Here is a 17,496-nt window from a genome sequence, read left to right as displayed (position 1 = left end):
GGTGCCGGAATGACGCGACGGTCGCTCGAAGGGATTTCGTTCCCGGTAGGGGAACTTGGTGCGGATTTCGTTGCACTCCAGAAGTGTGGCAGTGGATATCGTAATCCCACGACCCGTGCCGAACAGTGGCGTTGAGAAAGAGGCGACGTGACCGACGAACAACTGCCGTCCGTGCTCCCGGAGACGGCCCGTACCCGCCATCGTCGCCTGCGCGAGCAGGGAAGCCGCGAGCGCGCCCTGCTGGACGCCGTCCTGGAGGCCGGATTCGTCTGCCATCTCGGTGTCGTCGTCGACGGCGTCCCGATGGTCGTGCCGACCGTCTACGGCAGTGACGGCCGGAATCTCTACTTCCATGGCTCCGTCGCCAGTTGCAGCCTGGTCGCCTCGCCCGAGGCGGCGGTGTGCGTGACCGTCACGCACGTGGACGGCCTGGTGCTCGCCCGCTCCGTGTTCGAGCACGGCGTGAACTACCGCAGCGCGATGGTCTACGGCGTCCCGCGCCTCGTCACGGACCCGCAGGAGAAGCTGGCGGGCCTGCGCCGCCTCACCGAGCAGGCGGCGCCCGGACAGTGGGACTACGCCCGCCGGCCCAACCGCAAGGAACTGGCGGCGACCGCGCTGCTCGCGCTCTCGCTGGAGGAGGCGTCGGTCAAGATACGCACCGGCGCGCCCGAGGACGGGGACGGGCCCGACGCCGCCCTCGGCATCTGGGCGGGCGTGCTGCCGCTGAACTCCACGTGGGGCGAGCCGGAAGCCGACCCCCTCCTGCCCGAGGGCATCGCCCCGCCCGCGCACATCGCGGCCCGCGGCACCACCCGAGCGGGATAGCGCGCCCCGGGACCGGGGAGCAGCCGGGCCGTGCGCGGAGGTCCGCGGGCGGCCGACGGCTGCTCCCGTCGCGCGTCGGCTCAGGCCGTCACAGCTCGTGGGCTCCGGGAGCCGTCACAGTTCGCGGGCTCCGGGAATGACGACGTACACATATGCCGCCGCGTTCAGGATCTCCTCGGCGTCGTCGACCGGCGGGTGGATCTTCTCCATGATCCACTGCTTGACGAGCTTCCCGTCGGCCCCGGTGGACTCGACCCGGCGGTCCCAGCCCCGGGTGAAGACCGCGCCCGCCCCGCCGAGGTCGATGTCGGTGACGTACGGCCCGGGGGCGAAGTCGATGAGCGGCAGGCCGAGGAGGTCGGCGGCGGCGTTGTGGCCCGCGGTCCTTCCCATCGGGACCGCGTACTGGCAGCTCTGCACGGTGACGTGACCGGCGTCGAGCCGTGCCGCGGCCGTGTCGCCCGCGGCGAACACGTCGGGGGAAACCCGCAGTCGGGCGTCCACCTCCAGGCGGCCGAGCCGGTCCCGGGGGCCCTCGACGTGCGCGGTGAGCGGGCTGGCCCGCAGCCCGGCGGTCCAGATCACCGCGTCCGCCTCGCTCCAGGTGCCGTCCGCCCACCGCACGGAGCCGTCCTTCACCTCGGTCACGGTGGTGCCGAGGCGCCGCTCCACGCCCAGCCGGTCGAGGGCCGCCTCGATCGCCGGGCGCGGCCCGTCACCGAGCTCCGGGCCGACGACGGCGCTCCGGTCCGCCAGGATCACCCGGCCCCGCCCGGCCAGTTCCGTGGCGACCTCCAGGCCGGTGAATCCGGCGCCGACGACCACGGCGGTGAAGCCGGTGCGGCCGCGCAGATGGTCCCTGAGGGCGACGGCCCCGTCCAGGGTGTCGACGTCGAAGACGCGCTCCGCCCCGGGCAGCTGCGGACGGATCAGCTGACTGCCCGTCGCGAGCACCAGACGGTCGTACGCGAGCACCTCGCCGTCGCCGGTGACGACACGGCGGCCCGCGGTGTCGATCTCCGTCACCGTGGCCTGGACGTGCTCGACTCCGACGGGCTCCAGGATCCGCTTCAGGGGCACCAGCGCCCGCTCCGGCTCGGCCTCGTACAGACGCGGTCGCAACACCAAGTCCGTGCCGGGCGATACGAGGGTGATCCGTATGGCGGCGTCGCCGCGCACCCGGGCGGCCGAGGCGGCGCTCCAGACGCCCGCGAAGCCGCCGCCGACGATCACGATGTGATGCATGCTCTCTCCTTGGTCCGGATCCCGAGAGGGGTCCGCCGATGGGTCCGCCAGGGAGACAACACAGGAGCGTCAGATGTGACAGGCGTGCGCGAACTTCTCCGGATGGGCCACCCGCCGGACCGGCGTCATCCGGCCGCCGACGACCTCGAAGCGGCCGATCCGGCGCAGTACGCCGTGGTGGTACGTCACCAACGCCCGCTCGCCGCCCGCTTCCACGGGCCCGGCTCTGGCGACCGACTCGTCGATCAGTGCGGGCTCGGCGGCGCCCCGCTCCCGGGTGGAGCCCTGCCCAAAAGTGCACAGGGGAAATCCTGAAGCATGCGCGGGTTTATCCGTCGCTGCGGCTCGCGGGCGGATTCAGTAGGCGAATCGATAGGGTTATGCCCCATGTAAGGAGGGCATTATTTGCCGCCGCATTACGGAAAGCGCTGCCCGAAAGGGCAATTGCCGAGGGGTCGGCCCCGGCGGTGCGGGACACCACCGGGACCGGCCCTCCATCCGGCCTGCGTCAGCAGATCGAACAGGTCGTACAGGTGCGGAAGCAGGACTCCTCGCCGGAAATGGCACCCGCGGCGCTCTCGGACGCGACGTCCTGGATGGCGGTCTCGGTGAGGTCGATGTCGAAGAGGTCCTGCGTCATGTTCTCAGACATGGGAATTCCTTCCTCTGGAACCTGTCGAATCGCCGCCCTCCGGCGGCAGAATCGGAATCTAGGTACGGATAGCGGACGGAGTCAAGGGGTTCCGGGGCGGCCGTGTCGGAGTTAGTGTGACGGCATTCCAGTGGAAGGCGGAATGGGGAATTCCGCAGTCCGTTTCATGGTGCATCGAGTAAGGGGGCGCGGCCGAGATGCGGCGTGACCAGAGCGCGGAACCGGTGTTTCGCTGCGCGGACGGAGTGCTCCTGAGGGCGCCGCTCCTGGCCCGGCCGAGGGTCCGCGCGACCTGGCGGGACGGTGCGGCGGCCCGGCCGGGGGAGACCGGAGCGGAGCCCGGTGAACTCCGGGCCCACCTCGTGGAACTGCTCGCCGACGCGAGGTTCCGGGAAGCCCTTGAGGTCTCCAGCCCTTCGCTCGCCCGCACGGTCGACGCCGTCCTCACGGACGCGCCCGTAGCCGCGTCCGATCTGCGCAAGGCCCACCGGGCCGTGACCCGTTACCTGCTCAGGGCCGCGTCCCGGCCCACCCCCTTCGGCCTGCTCGCGGGCGTCCTGTGGGGCTCCTTCGGCGAGGCCACCAAGGGGGAACTCACCGGCGCCGGGCACAGGGCGGCACGGCCCGACGCCGGTTGGCTGGCCCGGCTGATCGCAGAGTGGGAGCGGGACCCGGCCGTGCACCGGGGCCTGAGCGTGGTGGTGAACGGCCTGTGCTTCGTGCGCGGCGGCCGTCTGGTCCTGCCCTTCGCCCCGGCTGGGGCGGGCCCGGGCCCCGCCGCGTCCGACGGCCCGTCAGGAGGGGTGGCCGGCGACCGGCCCACGTTCCGGACGCTCCGCTGCACCCCGGTCGTCCGCGCCGTGACCGAGGCGGCCGCGCGGCCCGTCCCCTGCGGCGACCTGATCCGGGAGGTCGAGGCGCGGTTCCCCGGAGCGCCCGAAGGAGCCGTGGCCGGTCTCGTCGCCCAGCTGATCGGCGCCGAGGTGCTCCTCACGGAGCTGCGCCCGCCGCTGGACGCCCCCGATCCGCTGGCCCACGTCGAGGCGCTGCTCCCGGCCGCCACGCCCGCCGCCCGGTGGACCGCCGCACTGCGCGCGTCCCTGGCCGACTACCGCCGCACCCCGCTGGGCGAGGGAAGGGCGGCCTGGCGCAGGGCACTTGAGCTTGCGGGCACCGGGCCCGACGCGGCGACCGGGCCCGGCACGGGCGCCGGGCCGGACACGGGCGCCGGGCCGGACACGGCCCCGGGGCCCGACTCGGTCGCACCTCCCGGCGCGGCCTTGGGCCCCAGCGCGGCCGCGCGCCCCGCCGCACCCCCGGCGCACCCGGCCGCCCCGGCCCACGCCGTCCAAGTCGACCTGCGTCTGGACGGCACCGCCGTGCTCTCGCGCTCGGTGGCCGAGGAGCTGGAGCGCGCCGCCGCCGCACTGTGGCGCCTCTCGCCCCCGGGGCCCGGCCGGCTGACCGCGTACCACCAGGACTTCGTGGAGCGGTACGGCCTCGGGCGCTACGTGCCCGTCAAGGAACTGCTCGACCCCGACGTCGGCCTGGGCGCCCCGGCCGGATACCGGCTGCCCCCGAGCCACCGCCCCGACCCCGGCCCCGCGCCCCTCAGTGCCGCACGGCAGCGCCTGCTCCTGGGGCTCGCGGCCGAGGCGCAGGCGCGCGGGGCGCGCGAGGTCGTCCTGGACGAGGAACGGCTGCGCGGCTTCGAGGCTACCGACCGGGACGAGTCCGCCGACTCCGTACGGCCGTCCTCGCTCGAACTCGTCGTACAGATCGCGGCGGAGTCGGCCGCCGCCGTGGACCGGGGCGACTTCACGCTCGTACTCGTCGGCGCCGCCACCGCGTCCGGTGGCTTCACGGGCCGCTTCGCCCATCTCTTCCCGCCCGCGCAGGCCGAGGCGATCCGGCACACGGCACGCGCCGCGCGCGAGACCACCGGACGGCTGCCCGTCCAGGTCCACCACCAGGCGTCGCACCACCGGCACGCCAACGTCGCCCAGGTGCCGACCTGGCTGGACACGCGCCTGGCCATCGGCGTCCACCCCGGCCCGGCCGCGCCCGGCGTCACCGACCTCACGCTCGACGACATCGCCGTCGGCGCCGACTCCGAGGGCTTCCGGATCGTGTCCGCGGCACTGGGGCGCGAGCTGACCCCGTCGGCCCTCCACGTGCTCAACCGCGAACTGACCGCGCCCAACGCGGTGCGCTTCCTCATCGAGGCCGCGGCGTTCGGCCGCAAGCAGTGGCGGCTGTGGGAGTGGGGCGCGGCGGAGGACCTGCCGTTCCTGCCCGCCGTGCGCACCGGGCGCACCGTCCTCAGCCCGGCCCGCTGGCGCCTGGACGCGACCGGCCTGCCCCTCGACGAGTGGCGCGCCCTGTGGCACGTGCCCGACCACGTCCAGCTCACCATCGGCGACCACCGCATCCCCCTCAACCTCACCGTCCCCGCGCACCAGGAGATCCTGCGCCGCGCGTGCGAGCGGACCGGCGCGGCCGTGGTGCACGAGCTGCCGCTGGGCCACGACACCGACAGCGGGTGGCTGCACGGCCCCGGCGGCGCCCACGAGGCGGAGGCCGTCGTGACGCTGACGCCCCGCCTTCCGGAGCCCGCTGAGGCGCCCGCGCGCACCACGCGCCCGGTGATCCGGCGCGGCACCGGCGAGATCCCGCCCGGCGGCCCCTGGCTGTACGCGACGCTCTACACCTCCGCCGAACGCCAGGACGAGCTCCTGACCGGGCCGTTGCGCCGCTTCCTCGCCGACCTCGGCTCCCCGCCCGCCGGGCCGTCCGGCGTCGACCGCTGGTTCTTCATCCGGTACGCCGACCCGGACCCGCACCTGAGGCTGCGCCTGCACGGCGACCCGGCGCTGCTCAACGGCACCGTCCTGCCCCGACTGCACGACCTGGTGGGGGAGTTGTCGTCCGAAGGGCTCGCCCGGGGGCTGCGCCTCGACAGCTACGCCCCGGAGACCGAGCGCTACGGCGGCCCGACGCTCCTCGCCGGTGCCGAGGCGGTGTTCCACGCGGACAGCCAGTTGGTCCTGGAGCGGCTGGCGACCCCGGCCGACGACCGGATCCTGTCCACCGCGTACGACGTGACCGAGCTGGTACGTGCCTTCCACCGGGGCTACGGCGGCGACTGGCGGCACTGGCTCACCGGGACGTACCCCAAGCGCGAGCGGCACCACAAGGCGTTCGCGGCACGCAGGCGGGCGGCGCTCGCCAGGATCACCCCGGACGGCGTGCCGGACCCGGCGGCGCAGCCGTACCACGCGGCGCCGGAGCGCTTCGGACGCCTGGTCCGCGCCGAGGAGGACCGGGGCGCGCCGAGCGTCTCCCCGGACGCGGTGCTCGCCTCCCTCGTCCACATGCACTGCAACCGGCGCCTGGGCACGGACCGTACGGCCGAGGCGCAGACCCTGGCCGTGGCCCGCGGCGCGGTCCAGGCGCACCTCGACCGGGAAAGGGCCGGAGCATGACCGAGAACCCCGTCGCGCGGCTCGCGGAGCGTCTCGCCGACCCGGTCGCCCTCGCGGCCCGGGTGACCGCAGCCGAAACGCCCGAGCTGGCCGAGACCCGCTCCCTGTGGCACGCGCAGTCCCTCGCGGACGGCCACCCCGGAGTGGCGCTCCTGTTCGCGGCGCTGGCGCACGGCGAGCCCGCGTACGCCAAGGTCGCGCACGCCCATCTGTCGGCCGCGGTCACCGGCGTGCGCAGGCCCGCGCGGGAGGGCCTGTACGCGGGCCTGCCCGCGGTCGCCTTCGCCGCGCGGACCGCCGTGACCCGGCCCGGCGAGTACGCGGCGCTCCTCACCAAGCTGGACGCCCAAGCCGCCCTGCTGGCGCGGCGCCTGGTGGCGGAGGACGCGCCCCGGACGGCCGCCGCGCGGGGCGGGGCCAGGATGGCCGGGTACGACGTGGTCGCCGGGCTCTCCGGCATCGGCCGGCTGCTCCTGGCGGCCGGGCCCGAGCACCGGGGCACCACCGAGCTGGTCCTCGCCCACCTCGTCGCGCTCACCCGCCCGGTCACCGAACCGGGCGGAAGGACGGTGCCCGGGTGGTGGACCGGCGACCCGATCCTGCTCAGCGAGCCGGACGGGATCCCCGGCGGGCACTTCAACGCCGGCCTGGCCCACGGCATCCCCGGCCCGCTCGCGCTGCTGTCCGTCGCCCACCGCGCGGGCGTGCGCGTGCCGGGCCAGGAGCAGGCCATCCGCACCATCGTTGGGTGGCTGCTTGCCCGCCGCAGCCCCGACGGCAACGGATGGCCCAACATCGTCCCGCTGGACGCGGAGGTGGCGGCCGCCTCCGGTGGCCGCCCCGCGCTGGCCGAGGCCCGCACCGGCTGGTGCTACGGCACGCCCGGCGTCGCCCGCGCCCTGCAACTGGCCGCACTGGCGCTGAAGGAGCCGGAGTGGAACCGCCGGGCGGTCGCCGCGGTCGCCGCGGTGTGCGACCGGCCGGGCGGAGCCCGGGCCTTCACCGACCCCACGCTCTGCCACGGCCTGGCGGGGCTCACCACGATCGTCGCCCTGATGGCCCGCGAGCCGGGTGGGGCCGAACTGGCCTCGCGCGTACCGGACCTGACCGAGGCCCTGGCGCGCGCGGCCGATCCGGCGCACCCCTTCCTCTGGCCCGCCGCCGCGCCCGGCGGCCCCGCCGTCGTGCACCGCCCCGGCTTCCTCGACGGGGCGGCGGGCGCCGCGCTGGCCCTGCATTGCGCGACGGCCCCCGACGCCCCGCTCGGCGAACTGCCGTGGCAGGCGGCGCTCATGCTCTGCTGACCTGCTGAGCCGCTGGGAGCGATCACCCTGGAAGCGCGGCGCGGAAAGCGCTGATCACCCGGACCGAGGCGGCGGAGCGTCCGGTGAGCCGAGGGCGAGTGTGCGATCGTTCCTCGCCGTCCCGCCGACGTGGACGAGACGCCCGAGCGGACCCGTCCTGCTGCCCGCGGTGATCGTGGCGGGGTGGCCGAGGGAATCGCCCATGTCGACCGCGACGCGGTCGATCCCGCGGGTCGCCAGGAGCGCGGCGAGGCACGCCGTGCTGTTGGCGTTCGCGATGTCTTCCGGGACGCCGATGGACGGGGCGAACAGGCGCGCGGCGGTGCGGCCGTCGGCGTGCGGCTCGCAGTGGACGTAACAGCCGAGCAGCCCGAACGCGTCACACGCGGCACGCAGCCGGTCCGGATCGGGGGCGAGTCCGGCCAGCGCCTCGCGGGAGGGGAGCGGGAGCAGCATCCGCGGCCGTCCGAGGGTGGCGACGTACGCCTCGCCGACGGCGGCCGCGTCGAGACCCAGGGCGGGCAGGACGAGCCCGAGTTCGGCGGGGTCGGCGGCGCGCAGCGTGACCGAGTCCGTCTCGAAGGCGGCCTCGACGAGCCCGCCCGGGTGGCGCACCGCGCGGCCGGTGAACGTGGCTTGCGCGGTGCGGAGCACGGCTCGGTACTCGGCCGTGCCCGCGCGTTCCGCGAGGACCGCGAGCGCGGCGACCGTGCCGTGGCCGCACGCGGGCAGATCACCCTCAGCGGTCGCGAACCGCAAGGACACAGGGGGGAGGCCGCCCTCGTGACCCTCCGCGCGGTCCTCCTCGCGTACGAACACGGCGTGGGACGTGCCGAGGAGGACCGGTATCCGCCGCCGCTCGGCCTCGGTGGCAGGCATTCCGTCGACCACGGCGGTCGGGCTCCCGCCGCGCCCGTCGCGCAGACATGCGCTGACGACGGCGACGGGCAGGCCGCGGCTGCTCGTGCGGGGGTTCGCTGATCCCTCGGTCATGGGCATGGGCCGTAGCGTAGACGGGGCGGGAGCGGCCCTATGTCAGGGCCTGCGCCCATGCGACGGCCCGCTCGGCGAAGGCACGGGCCGCGGCGCTCCGATAGGTGCTTTCGCGGCGCAGCAGCGTGACCGTGCGGGAGGGGAGCGCGGGGGTGAGGGGGATGGGGGTGAGATGGGTGTGGTCGTGGGCGATGGCGTCGGGCAGGACGGTGGCCAGCGGGGCGCGCGCCACGATCTCGGTGAGGGCGTTGATGGAGTTGGCCTCCAGCGCGATGCGCAGCCGCACGTGGTGGTCGGCGAAGTGCTGGTCGATGTGCCTGCGGGTGGCGAAGTCCCCGCTGAGCAGCGCGAAATGACGTTCGCCGAGGCCGGTGACGGGCAGGGGCCCGGGTGCGCCGAGGTCGGGGTGGTGGGGGCCGACGACCAGGCTGAGCGCCTCGGTGAACAGGGCAGTGGCCTCGATGCCCGGAAGGTGGTCGCCGCTGAAGGCGATCCCGAGGTCGAGCCGGTCGGCCAGGAGGTCGGCCTCGATGCGGTCCTGGGTCATCTCGCGCACGTCCAGGGTGATGCCCTGGTGCTGGGTGTAGAAGCCGGCGACGAGCGGTCCCGTGAGATACGCGGTGAAGGTGGGGGTGACGGCGAGGCGGAGGTGCCCGCGCGAGAGGTCCCGCACGTCGAGGACCGCACGCTCGCCCGCCGCGAGGTTCCGTAGCGCGCGCCGGGCGTAGTGGGCGTAGGTGGCCCCGGCGTCGGTCAGGCGCACGGTGCGGCCGGTGCGCTCCAGGAGCTGGACGCCCACCGCCTTCTCCAGCTGCTTGATCTGCTGGGACAGGGTGGGCTGCGCGATGCGCAGCTCCTCGGCGGCGCGGGTGAAGTTGGCGTGCTCGGCGACCGCGAGCAAGTAGCGCAGATGACGCAGTTCCGGCTTCATGCACCCAACTATAGATGGGAGCAATAGCAGCGAGTGATAGCAGGTCTTGGACGCTATAGGTGCAGGTCGTGCACAGTGAATGACGTCGGCCCGACCGACAGACCGAACGAAGGGAGTCAGGGCCATGCGTCACCTCGCCCAGGGAATCGACCGGTTCCAGCGGGAGGCCTTCCCCGCCAGGGCCGGGCTCTTCGCCCACCTGGCCACCACCCACCAGCCCGGCACGCTGTTCATCGGCTGCTCCGACGCCCGCGTCGTCCCCGAGCTGATCACCCAGACCGACCCCGGCGAACTGTTCGTCATCCGCACCGCGGGCAACCTCGTCCCCGCCCACACCCCCGGCGCCGACGGCGTCGCCGCCAGCATCGAGTACGCGGTCGCCGTCCTCGGCGTACGGGACGTCGTCGTCTGCGGGCACTCCGCCTGCGGAGCCATGACGGCCCTCGCCGAAGGCCACGACCTCAGCGGGGCCCCGGCCATCGCCGGATGGCTGCGCCACGCCGATGCCGCCCGGGCCCGTACGGCGGCCACCGACGACGGCCACGGGATCGCCGCGCTGATCCGGGAGAACGTCGCCGCACAGCTGGCGAACCTGGCCACCCACCCCGCGGTGGCCCGCGCCCTGGCCGAGGGCAGCGTACGGCTGCACGGCTGGGTCTTCGACATCCCCACCGGCACCGTCGAGGAGCTCACCGCCGACGCCCGCCCGGCGGCCCTCGCGGCCTGACCCGCCTTCCCCCTCCCGGCCCGGCCCGCCCGGTCCCCCGGGGCCCCTCCGCCCGATCCCCGCGACAACCAGGGGACGGGCCGTACGAAAGGAAACCCCTCTCATGGTGCACGCCCAGTTCGACAACAGCGCCCGTCAGCAGCTCGCGATCGCCGCGGTCGAGGCCAAGACCCGCCGCGACCTGTCCTGGCAGCAGATCGCCGACGCCGCGGGCCTGTCCGTCGCGTTCGTCACCGCCGCCGTCCTCGGCCAGCACGCCCTGCCGGAGCCCGCCGCGCAGGCCGTCGCCGAACTGCTCGGCCTGGACGACGACGCGGCGCTGCTGCTGCAGACCATCCCCACCCGCGGCTCCATCCCCGGAGGCGTCCCGACCGACCCGACGATCTACCGCTTCTACGAGATGCTCCAGGTCTACGGCACCACCCTCAAGGCCCTGGTCCACGAGGAGTTCGGCGACGGCATCATCTCCGCGATCAACTTCAAGCTGGACGTGAAGAAGGTCGCCGACCCCGAGGGCGGCGAGCGCGCGGTCATCACCCTGGACGGCAAGTACCTCCCGACCAAGCCCTTCTGAGCAGCCCGGACACCGGGGCGGGCCGGACCACGACCCCGTCAGGCCCGCCCCGGCCCCCTCTCCGCACGCCCCGCCCGGAAACGGGCGCGGCAGCACCCGCTCCCTTCTGGAGGACTCCCGTGGACTTCGCGCAGCGCACCATCGACATCGCCCGGCAGAACGTCGCCGAGGGCGGCCGCCCCTTCGCGACCGTCATCGTCAAGGACGGCGAGATCCTCGCCGAGTCCCCGAACCGGGTGGCCCAGACCGGCGACCCCACCGCCCACGCCGAGATCCTCGCGATCCGCGAGGCCTGCACGAAGCTGGGCACCGAGCACCTGACCGGCACCACCATCTACGTCCTGGCCCACCCCTGCCCCATGTGCCTGGGCTCGCTCTACTACTGCTCACCGGACGAGGTCGTCTTCCTCACCACCCGCGACGCCTACGAGCCCCACTACGTGGACGACCGCAAGTACTTCGAACTCGACACCTTCTACGCCGAGTTCGCCAAGCACTACACCGAGCGGCGCCTGCCGATGCGCCACGACGCGCGCGAGGACGCCACCGCGGTGTACCGGCTCTGGCAGGAGCGCAACGGCGGCGAGCGCCGCGTGGCCGGTGCCCCCACCGCCTGACCCGGCCCGCCGCCCCGCGAGCGCGCTCCGCTCAGGCGAGAGCGACCCCGTACGCACGCATCCACGCGTCCACCTCCAGGATGGGCAGCAGCAGATGGCTGGAGTTGAGCCAGGTCATCGTCTTGGAGCCGGTCCGGGTGAGGGCGTCGATGCGCTGGGGGTCGAAGACGCCGTGCAGGGGTGAGGACGGATCGCTGAGGATCTTGTCGATGGAGCGCATGACGTCCGCGTTGTAGGCGGGGTCATGGGTCCCGGGGTAGCCGCTCTTGGGCCGGTCCAGGGTCTCCTGCGGCAGCACGTCGGCGAAGGCCAGGCGCAGCAGGCTCTTCCACCGGCCGTCGGCGTTCTTCATGTCCCAGGGGACGTTCCACACGTACTCGATCAGCCGGTGGTCGCAGTACGGCACCCGCACCTCCAGGCCGACCGCCATGCTCATGCGGTCCTTGCGGTCCAGGAGATAGGCGAGCGGACCCTTGAGGCTGTAGTACATGACCTCGCGCATGCGCGCGTTGAGCCCCTCCTCGCCGGGCAGCCGGGGCACCTCCGCCTTGAGGGTGAGATAGCGGTCGTGCTCGGCGTCGGCGGGGCGGACGCGGCGGTGCAGGTCGGGGGCGAACGCGTCGGCCAGGCGCGGCGCGTCCCCGAGCCAGGGGAAGCGGTCGCGCCGGACGAGGCGTTCGTCGTGGTACCAGGGGTAGCCGCCGAAGACCTCGTCGGCGGCCTCGCCGGACAGCGCCACGGTCGACTCGCCGCGGATGGCCTTGAACAGCAGGTGCATCGACGTGTCGAACTGGCCGAGGGAGGGCAGGTCGCGGGCGCGCCGGGCGGTCGGCAGGGCCGCGAGCACGTCGTCGGTGCGCAGGACGACCTCGTGGTGCCGGGTGCCGAGGTAGCGGGAGGCGAGCCGGGCGTAGGGGGCGTCGCGCTCGGGCCGCAGCTCCGTCGGCCTGAAGTCCGTGTCGTCCCCGGCGAATTCCACGGCGAAGGTGTGCAGCGGCCCCTCGCCCGCGTCGCTCAGGCGCCGGTGGGCCAGGGCGGACATGATGGTGGAGTCCAGGCCGCCCGACAGCATCGCCGAGCGCGGCACGTCGGCGACGAGCTGCCGTTCGACGATGTCCTCCATGAGCTCCCGTACCGTGGCGACGGTCGTGGCGAGGTCGTCGCGGTGCTCACGGCTGACCAGACGCCAGTACGGATACTCGTGTCCGCCGCTCCGGGAGAAGCGCAGCACGTGTCCGGGCCGCAGCTCGCGCAGCCCGCGCAGCGGCGTCTCGCCGGGCAGGGCGAGGCGGGCGTTGAAGAGGACGGGCAGGCTCTCCTCGTCGACGACGGGCCGGAAGAGGGGGTGGGTGAAGATGCCCTTGGGCTCGGAGGCGAAGAGGATGCCGCCCGGATAGGCGAAGTAGTACAGCGGCTTGACGCCGATGCGGTCGCGGGCGAGGACGAGCTCCTCGCGCGAGGCGTCCCAGACGGCGAACGCGAACATGCCGTTGAACCGGTCCACGCAGGACGCGCCCCATTCGAGGTACGCGTGCAGCACGACCTCGGTGTCCGAGCGCGTGGTGAAGAGGTGACCGCGCTGCATGAGCTCGGTGCGCAGCTCGCGGAAGTTGTAGACCTCGCCGCTGTAGACGAGGACCACGGGCTCCCGGTGCGCGCCCGCCGCGGCGACGGCCGGCTGGGTGCCGCCCTCCAGGTCGATGACGGACAGGCGCCGGTGGCCGAGGGCCGTGTGCGGGCCGAGCCAGGTGCCGCTGTCGTCCGGGCCCCGCAGGGCCATGGTGTCCGTCATGCGCTGGAGGGTGGCCTGTTCCCGGCCGAGGTCGCGGGTGAAGTCGGTCCAGCCGACGATGCCGCACATGGGCGTCCTTTCCGCGCCCGCCGGTGCGGCGGACGCTGGGTGTCGGGCGGGCGTCCCCGGTACGGGGAGGGCCCCGGCCGCTGTCAGAGGGGGATCGCCACGGGCGCCTGCGGCAGCCCGCGCAGCCGGTCGCGGAGCGCGAGCTGGCGCGTGCGCAGCTCCTCGACGTCCCGCGCGGCGAAGGCCGCGGGCGCGTCGGGCCAGTGCTCGCGCAGCGCTCGCAGTGCCGTGGGGGTGAAGCGGGCCTCGCCGCGCCGGTCCACGGTGACGCCGTCGAGGCCGGACCACCGCTCGTTGCGGGCGACCGCCTGGCGTGCGGAGAGACCCGGCGGCAGCCGCAGGGCGATGCTGTGGCCGGTGAGGAGGACCGGATAGCCGCCGGGGAGCCCATCCGGTGCAGGGACGTGTGCCGCTCGGGGCGCGCGCGGGTGTGCGAACGCGTCGACGACGACGGCGCCCGCGACCGCACCGATCTCGTTGAGGTCCGCGCGCGGGTGCCGGCGGCCGCGCTCCAGGAGTTCGTACGTCGTGGTCAGCGGCTCGTCGTCGAGCCAGGCCCGGGCCTCGTCGGCGGGTGCCGGCGGGCTGTGCAGCAGGGCGTGGTGGGCGAGCACCTTCAGCCGTGACTCGTCACCGAGGAACAGGTCGCGCCGGAGCAGCCCGGCGAGCGTGGCGACGTTGCCGAGACCGCACCGCACCGGCAGCCCCGCCGCGTACAGGAGCGGGTTGACGGCGTCGGGGAAACAGGCGTTGACCACCGCGGTACGGGGGCTCGCCTCGGCGCTCGCGGACGCGGCCCGCAGCGCCGTCGCCGCCTGGAGCGGCAGCGTCACCCCGAACCCGGCGGCCCGGACGAGCCCGGTCCAGGCGGAGGCGGGCCCCCGCGTCTCGGCGGGCGAGACGTCGGAGGTGCAGACCACCAGGACGTGCGGCTGCTGCCGGGCCAGGAGGGGCCGCAGATCGGCGCCGCCCCCGACGTCGAGGCGGTGGCAGCGGAACCGGACGGGCCGGTCGGCGAGGACGGCGTGCGCCTGCGCGAGCCCGGCGAGGTTCCGGGCCCGGTCGCGGTCCCGGCTCGCGAGGTGCACCCGGGTCGGCCCGCTCGCCCGCTGCGCGAGGGCCCGTACCAGGGCGCCCGCGAAGGCGCCGGTGCCGAGGACGACGACATCGTGCGGCCGGTTCACGCAGAGCCTCCAGGGGGACTGGATCGCCGCAGGTCCGCCGCCAGGAAGGTGTCCAGGTGGACCGTCTCCGGGGCGGCGAGGCCGGGGCAGCGCGCGCTCAGGTCGAGGCGGGGCGGGCGGTCGTCGTCGGTGAAGTACACCGGTGTGAGAGGGCCGCCGCGCGGGCCGATCCGCAGCAGGGGGTTGGCCACGAGGAAGTCGCGGACGGCGGGCGTGTCGCGCCGTGGGTAGATCCGCACGCGCTTGGTGGCGAAGTGGTTCGCGGGCAGCTCGGGTCGGGCGCCCAGCCTGCGTTTCCACTGGAAGATCCCCTTGCTGACGAACGCCTCGGTGCCGAAGAAGTCCACGCGCGGCACGCCGTGTTCACAGGCCCACCGCAGCAGATGGTGGTACAGCGCCTTGAACGCGCCGCTGCGGTAGTGCTCCTCGCGTCCGTCGAGGACGCCGAGGAGCCGGGTGGTGAGCGTGCGGCGGTCCTTCGACCAGTGGCACAGCGCTCCGGCCACCCGCGTCCCGCCCTCGTTGAGGAAGAACAGCGTGCCGCGCGGGAGCACGGCGTGCCGGACGACCTCGAACCGTTCGGTGCGACTGCGTTCGCCGTGCCGGTGCCGCATGGTCGGCGTGTGCAGACGCTCGTAGAAGAACGCGAGGGCCCGCGGGGACGGGTCCTCCTCCAGGACCCAGCCGCGCTGCCTCTGGTCGCGCCGGAACTGCCACCGTTCCCGCTTGGAGATCAGCCGCTGGAGCTGTTCGTGGGTGTCCGGGACGTCCACGACGAGGTGCAGACGGAACGGCGCGGTGACGGTGCCGAGGTCGGGCAGCCGCCGCAGCCGGTGCTCCTCGGCCCCGAGGACGAGGAGGTCGGCGTCCCCGCGGACGCCCGGGGCGAGGTCGCGCCGGGTGACGGTGGCCGCCGTGCGGTGCGTCGTCGGCGATCCGAGCCGCGCCCGCTGTTGTTCCAGGAGTTGCAGGATGTTGGTGCGGCCGACGGGGAGGCCGGCGTAGGCGATGGTCACACCGTCGGCCGAGGTGTGGGAGACGAGCGCCGGTGCGCCGCCGGGCAGACCGTCGGCGGCGCGGCGGGCGGCGCGCCCGGCCGGGGACGGGGTGTTGTTCCACCAGTAGGCGAGCCTGGCCCGCAGGGGGCCGAGCGGATGCGGGGGCGCCGGGGCGGCCCCGCCGCCGGGCCGGGCGGCACCGGACGGCGGGGCCGCGACCGCGGGACGTGCGGCGTCCTGCTGCGTGGTCATGGCGGGCCCTCAGCCGCTCGCCGCGGCGTGCACGAGGTCGCGCAGGTCCTCGTAACCGGTGACCGGACGCACCTGGTGGCTCTCGGGCGGCCGGTAGTGGCCCGCGTGGTACGAGCCGGAGCCGTGGACGAGCACCTCGGGTCCGTCGAGCAGACCGCGGTCGAGCGCGTTGAGGACGCCCGTCAGCGCCATCACCAGGGACCACTCCCGCAACTGCCGTGGATCGGCGGGCAGTTCGACGTCCACGGCGGCGAGCAGACGCCGTAGGTACGGGTAGCGGTCCAGGCACTCCGCGAGGGAGACGACGATCCCGCCGCCGCCCTGGTGCCGGATGATCTCGTTCATCCGGGTCGAGGTCACGGGGGCGCGGGTGTAGAAGGTGGGGTCGAGCCGCTCGTCGGGGGCGAAGGCCCGCTGCGGGAAGCGCGGATCCGCGTCCTGGGTGTAGACGCCGTCCTCGTACTGCCACGCGGGCCGGTAGTCGAAGGCCCCGCGGTGGTAACTGGCCACCATGTCGGCCGTGTCCAGGTGCTGGACCAGGAAGTACCGGGCTCCGGTGTCGGGCCAGGCGCGGCCGGTGAGCCGCTGCTGTCCGTAGAAGTGGCCCAGCAGCCCGAAGGCACTGGAGACGGCGTGGGCGTGGACGCGCGGGACCGACGGCAGCCGGTCGCGTTCGAACAGGGCCCTCGCGGTGTCGGCCACGATGTAGTTGTCGAGGTCGAGGGTGTGCCACAGCCGTACGCCGTGCCGCGCGAACACGGCGTCGGCCTCCTGGTCGGCGACGGCCCGCGCCAGCTTCTTGACCTCGTCGGCGCCCGTGGTGTCACGCACGGCGAGCGGGTTCCGCGCCCGCAGGGCCTCGTCGTCGGTGAGCGGCGAACGCCACACCTTGTGGCAGGAGCCGACGGGGAGCACGCACACGATGCGCAGCTGCTCGGGACCGGCCAGGGCGGTCTCGTGGGCCCGTCGTACCGCGTCGCGCAGGGCGGTGGCCTTGTTCGCGCTCGACGGCGTGATGATCATGACGGCTTCGCCGGTGCGCTGGATGTGGGCGACCGCACGGGCCACGATCATGAGGGAGGCGAGGGTCTTGGTGGTCCGGGTGTCCGGGTTGTGCATCAGGTTCAGCAGGGTCAGGCGGGTGTCACCGTAGGTCCCCAGCTCCGGAGCGCTGATCGCGGCCGGGGCGAGGAAGACCTCCAGGGCGGGGCTCAGGGGCGGCAGGTCCCAGCCGGGGCTGAAGGCGTCCGTGCGACTGGACCGCCGGGTGTGGTCGAGGGTGGCGGCGAGTTCGTCGTAGTACCGGACGAGGACGCGGCAGAGGCCGGTGTCCGCGCCGGTGGCCGAGGGCGTGGCCGTGTCGGCGGCGGGCCGGGAGTAGGCGGTCGTCATCGGACGGCTCCCCGCGCGAGCGTGTCGCCGCGCAGCAGCGGGGCGGCGGCCGGGGCGGTGGGCACGTGGGCGGGGTCGGCGCCGATGTCCAGCGGCCGGTTGTCCTCGTCGACGAACACGACGTGCGGCCGTAACCGCCGTGCCTCGTCCTCCGGCACGGTCTTGTAGGCGATGAGGATGACCAGGTCGCCGGGCGATATCAGCCGTGCCGCGGCGCCGTTGACGCCGACGACACCGCTGCCGCGCTCGCCTTCGATGACGTACGTGCTGAGCCGGTTGCCGTTGTTGATGTCGACGACGTCCAGCTGTTCGCCCGGCAACAGGTCGGCCGCGTCGATGAGGTCGCGGTCCAGCGTCAGGGAGCCGACGTAGTGGAGATCGGCCTGGGTCACGGTGGCCCGATGGATCTTGCTGTGCAGCATGGTGCGGTACACGGGGGTCTCCTTGGAAGGG

Annotated in this window: 16 protein-coding genes; 6 read left to right on the top strand and 10 right to left on the bottom strand. The window is 74.2% G+C overall.

The annotated features are described in order from the left end of the window. The first annotated feature begins 147 nt into the window (after positions 1-147). Positions 148-828: a pyridoxamine 5'-phosphate oxidase family protein gene (locus C9F11_RS01990; protein ID WP_249401552.1), complete on the top strand. Its 681-nt coding sequence runs from the start codon at positions 148-150 to the stop codon at positions 826-828. 114 nt (positions 829-942) lie between these two features. Here C9F11_RS01990 and C9F11_RS01985 read toward each other — a convergent pair whose 3' ends face one another. From C9F11_RS01985 to C9F11_RS47210, 3 genes are all read right to left on the bottom strand, one after another. Further along, positions 943-2,073, bottom strand: a complete 1,131-nt coding sequence (locus C9F11_RS01985) for an FAD-dependent oxidoreductase (RefSeq protein ID WP_138957598.1) — start codon at positions 2,071-2,073, stop codon at positions 943-945. A gap of 69 nt (positions 2,074-2,142) precedes the next feature. After that, positions 2,143-2,289: a hypothetical protein gene (locus C9F11_RS47215; RefSeq protein ID WP_171075610.1), complete on the bottom strand. Its 147-nt coding sequence runs from the start codon at positions 2,287-2,289 to the stop codon at positions 2,143-2,145. 292 nt (positions 2,290-2,581) lie between these two features. After that, a complete protein-coding gene (locus C9F11_RS47210; RefSeq protein WP_171075609.1) occupies positions 2,582-2,725 on the bottom strand; it encodes a hypothetical protein in 144 nt (47 codons plus the stop codon). 197 nt (positions 2,726-2,922) lie between these two features. Here C9F11_RS47210 and C9F11_RS01980 point away from each other — a divergent pair, with 197 nt between their 5' ends. After that, entirely contained in the window at positions 2,923-6,210 is a 3,288-nt protein-coding gene (locus C9F11_RS01980; protein ID WP_138957597.1) for a lantibiotic dehydratase, read from the top strand. Next, positions 6,207-7,514: a lanthionine synthetase C family protein gene (locus C9F11_RS01975; protein WP_138957596.1), complete on the top strand. Its 1,308-nt coding sequence runs from the start codon at positions 6,207-6,209 to the stop codon at positions 7,512-7,514. The genes C9F11_RS01980 and C9F11_RS01975 overlap by 4 nt, the downstream gene beginning before the upstream one ends. Positions 7,515-7,568: 54 nt before the next feature. On the opposite strand, the gene C9F11_RS01970 is transcribed toward C9F11_RS01975, so the two are convergent. Next, a complete protein-coding gene (locus tag C9F11_RS01970) occupies positions 7,569-8,513 on the bottom strand; it encodes a PhzF family phenazine biosynthesis protein (RefSeq protein ID WP_249401551.1) in 945 nt (314 codons plus the stop codon). A gap of 31 nt (positions 8,514-8,544) precedes the next feature. Then, positions 8,545-9,438, bottom strand: a complete 894-nt coding sequence (gene cynR / locus C9F11_RS01965) for a transcriptional regulator CynR (RefSeq protein WP_138957595.1) — start codon at positions 9,436-9,438, stop codon at positions 8,545-8,547. Between the two features lie 124 nt (positions 9,439-9,562). Between cynR and C9F11_RS01960 the strand changes: the two genes are divergently transcribed. The 3 genes from C9F11_RS01960 to C9F11_RS01950 all read left to right on the top strand — a co-directional run bounded on the left by C9F11_RS01960 (position 9,563) and on the right by C9F11_RS01950 (position 11,356). Next, entirely contained in the window at positions 9,563-10,165 is a 603-nt protein-coding gene (locus C9F11_RS01960; protein ID WP_138957594.1) for a carbonic anhydrase, read from the top strand. Between the two features lie 103 nt (positions 10,166-10,268). Next, positions 10,269-10,739, top strand: a complete 471-nt coding sequence (gene cynS / locus C9F11_RS01955) for a cyanase (RefSeq protein ID WP_138957593.1) — start codon at positions 10,269-10,271, stop codon at positions 10,737-10,739. Positions 10,740-10,858: 119 nt separating this feature from the next. Continuing rightward, positions 10,859-11,356, top strand: coding sequence for a nucleoside deaminase (locus C9F11_RS01950; protein ID WP_138957592.1), 498 nt, complete (start codon positions 10,859-10,861; stop codon positions 11,354-11,356). Positions 11,357-11,387: 31 nt separating this feature from the next. On the opposite strand, the gene asnB is transcribed toward C9F11_RS01950, so the two are convergent. The 5 genes from asnB to panD all read right to left on the bottom strand — a co-directional run bounded on the left by asnB (position 11,388) and on the right by panD (position 17,477). Continuing rightward, positions 11,388-13,217 carry an asparagine synthase (glutamine-hydrolyzing) gene (asnB, locus tag C9F11_RS01945; protein WP_138957591.1) on the bottom strand — a complete coding sequence of 610 codons (1,830 nt, stop codon included), beginning with the start codon at positions 13,215-13,217 and terminating at the stop codon, positions 11,388-11,390. 83 nt (positions 13,218-13,300) lie between these two features. Continuing rightward, positions 13,301-14,401 carry a potassium transporter TrkA gene (locus C9F11_RS01940; protein ID WP_138957590.1) on the bottom strand — a complete coding sequence of 367 codons (1,101 nt, stop codon included), beginning with the start codon at positions 14,399-14,401 and terminating at the stop codon, positions 13,301-13,303. Beyond that, on the bottom strand, positions 14,398-15,651 hold the full coding sequence (locus C9F11_RS01935) for a GNAT family N-acetyltransferase (RefSeq protein WP_138957589.1): 1,254 nt from the start codon (positions 15,649-15,651) through the stop codon (positions 14,398-14,400). Before C9F11_RS01935 ends, C9F11_RS01940 begins: the two co-directional genes overlap by 4 nt. Positions 15,652-15,660: 9 nt before the next feature. Continuing rightward, complete coding sequence (locus C9F11_RS01930) at positions 15,661-17,043, bottom strand: DUF6002 family protein (protein ID WP_138957588.1); 1,383 nt, start codon at positions 17,041-17,043, stop codon at positions 15,661-15,663. Next, a complete protein-coding gene (gene panD / locus C9F11_RS01925) occupies positions 17,040-17,477 on the bottom strand; it encodes an aspartate 1-decarboxylase (RefSeq protein WP_138957587.1) in 438 nt (145 codons plus the stop codon). The genes C9F11_RS01930 and panD overlap by 4 nt, the downstream gene beginning before the upstream one ends. Positions 17,478-17,496: the final 19 nt, after the last annotated feature.

The organism is Streptomyces sp. YIM 121038 (genome assembly GCF_006088715.1).
Classification (GTDB): Bacteria; Actinomycetota; Actinomycetes; order Streptomycetales; family Streptomycetaceae; genus Streptomyces.
This window is presented reverse-complemented; position numbering and strand designations above follow the sequence as displayed.

Bases quoted from the DNA above. Each gene is read 5' to 3' on its own strand.
- C9F11_RS01985 (WP_138957598.1), bottom strand. From the start codon at position 2,073: ATGCATCACATCGTGATCGTCGGCGGCGGCTTCGCGGGCGTCTGGAGC.
- C9F11_RS47210 (WP_171075609.1), bottom strand. From the start codon at position 2,725: ATGTCTGAGAACATGACGCAGGACCTCTTCGACATCGACCTCACCGAG.
- C9F11_RS01980 (WP_138957597.1), top strand. From the start codon at position 2,923: ATGCGGCGTGACCAGAGCGCGGAACCGGTGTTTCGCTGCGCGGACGGA.
- C9F11_RS01975 (WP_138957596.1), top strand. From the start codon at position 6,207: ATGACCGAGAACCCCGTCGCGCGGCTCGCGGAGCGTCTCGCCGACCCG.
- C9F11_RS01970 (WP_249401551.1), bottom strand. From the start codon at position 8,513: ATGCCCATGACCGAGGGATCAGCGAACCCCCGCACGAGCAGCCGCGGC.
- cynR (WP_138957595.1), bottom strand. From the start codon at position 9,438: ATGAAGCCGGAACTGCGTCATCTGCGCTACTTGCTCGCGGTCGCCGAG.
- C9F11_RS01960 (WP_138957594.1), top strand. From the start codon at position 9,563: ATGCGTCACCTCGCCCAGGGAATCGACCGGTTCCAGCGGGAGGCCTTC.
- cynS (WP_138957593.1), top strand. From the start codon at position 10,269: ATGGTGCACGCCCAGTTCGACAACAGCGCCCGTCAGCAGCTCGCGATC.
- asnB (WP_138957591.1), bottom strand. From the start codon at position 13,217: ATGTGCGGCATCGTCGGCTGGACCGACTTCACCCGCGACCTCGGCCGG.
- C9F11_RS01935 (WP_138957589.1), bottom strand. From the start codon at position 15,651: ATGACCACGCAGCAGGACGCCGCACGTCCCGCGGTCGCGGCCCCGCCG.
- C9F11_RS01930 (WP_138957588.1), bottom strand. From the start codon at position 17,043: ATGACGACCGCCTACTCCCGGCCCGCCGCCGACACGGCCACGCCCTCG.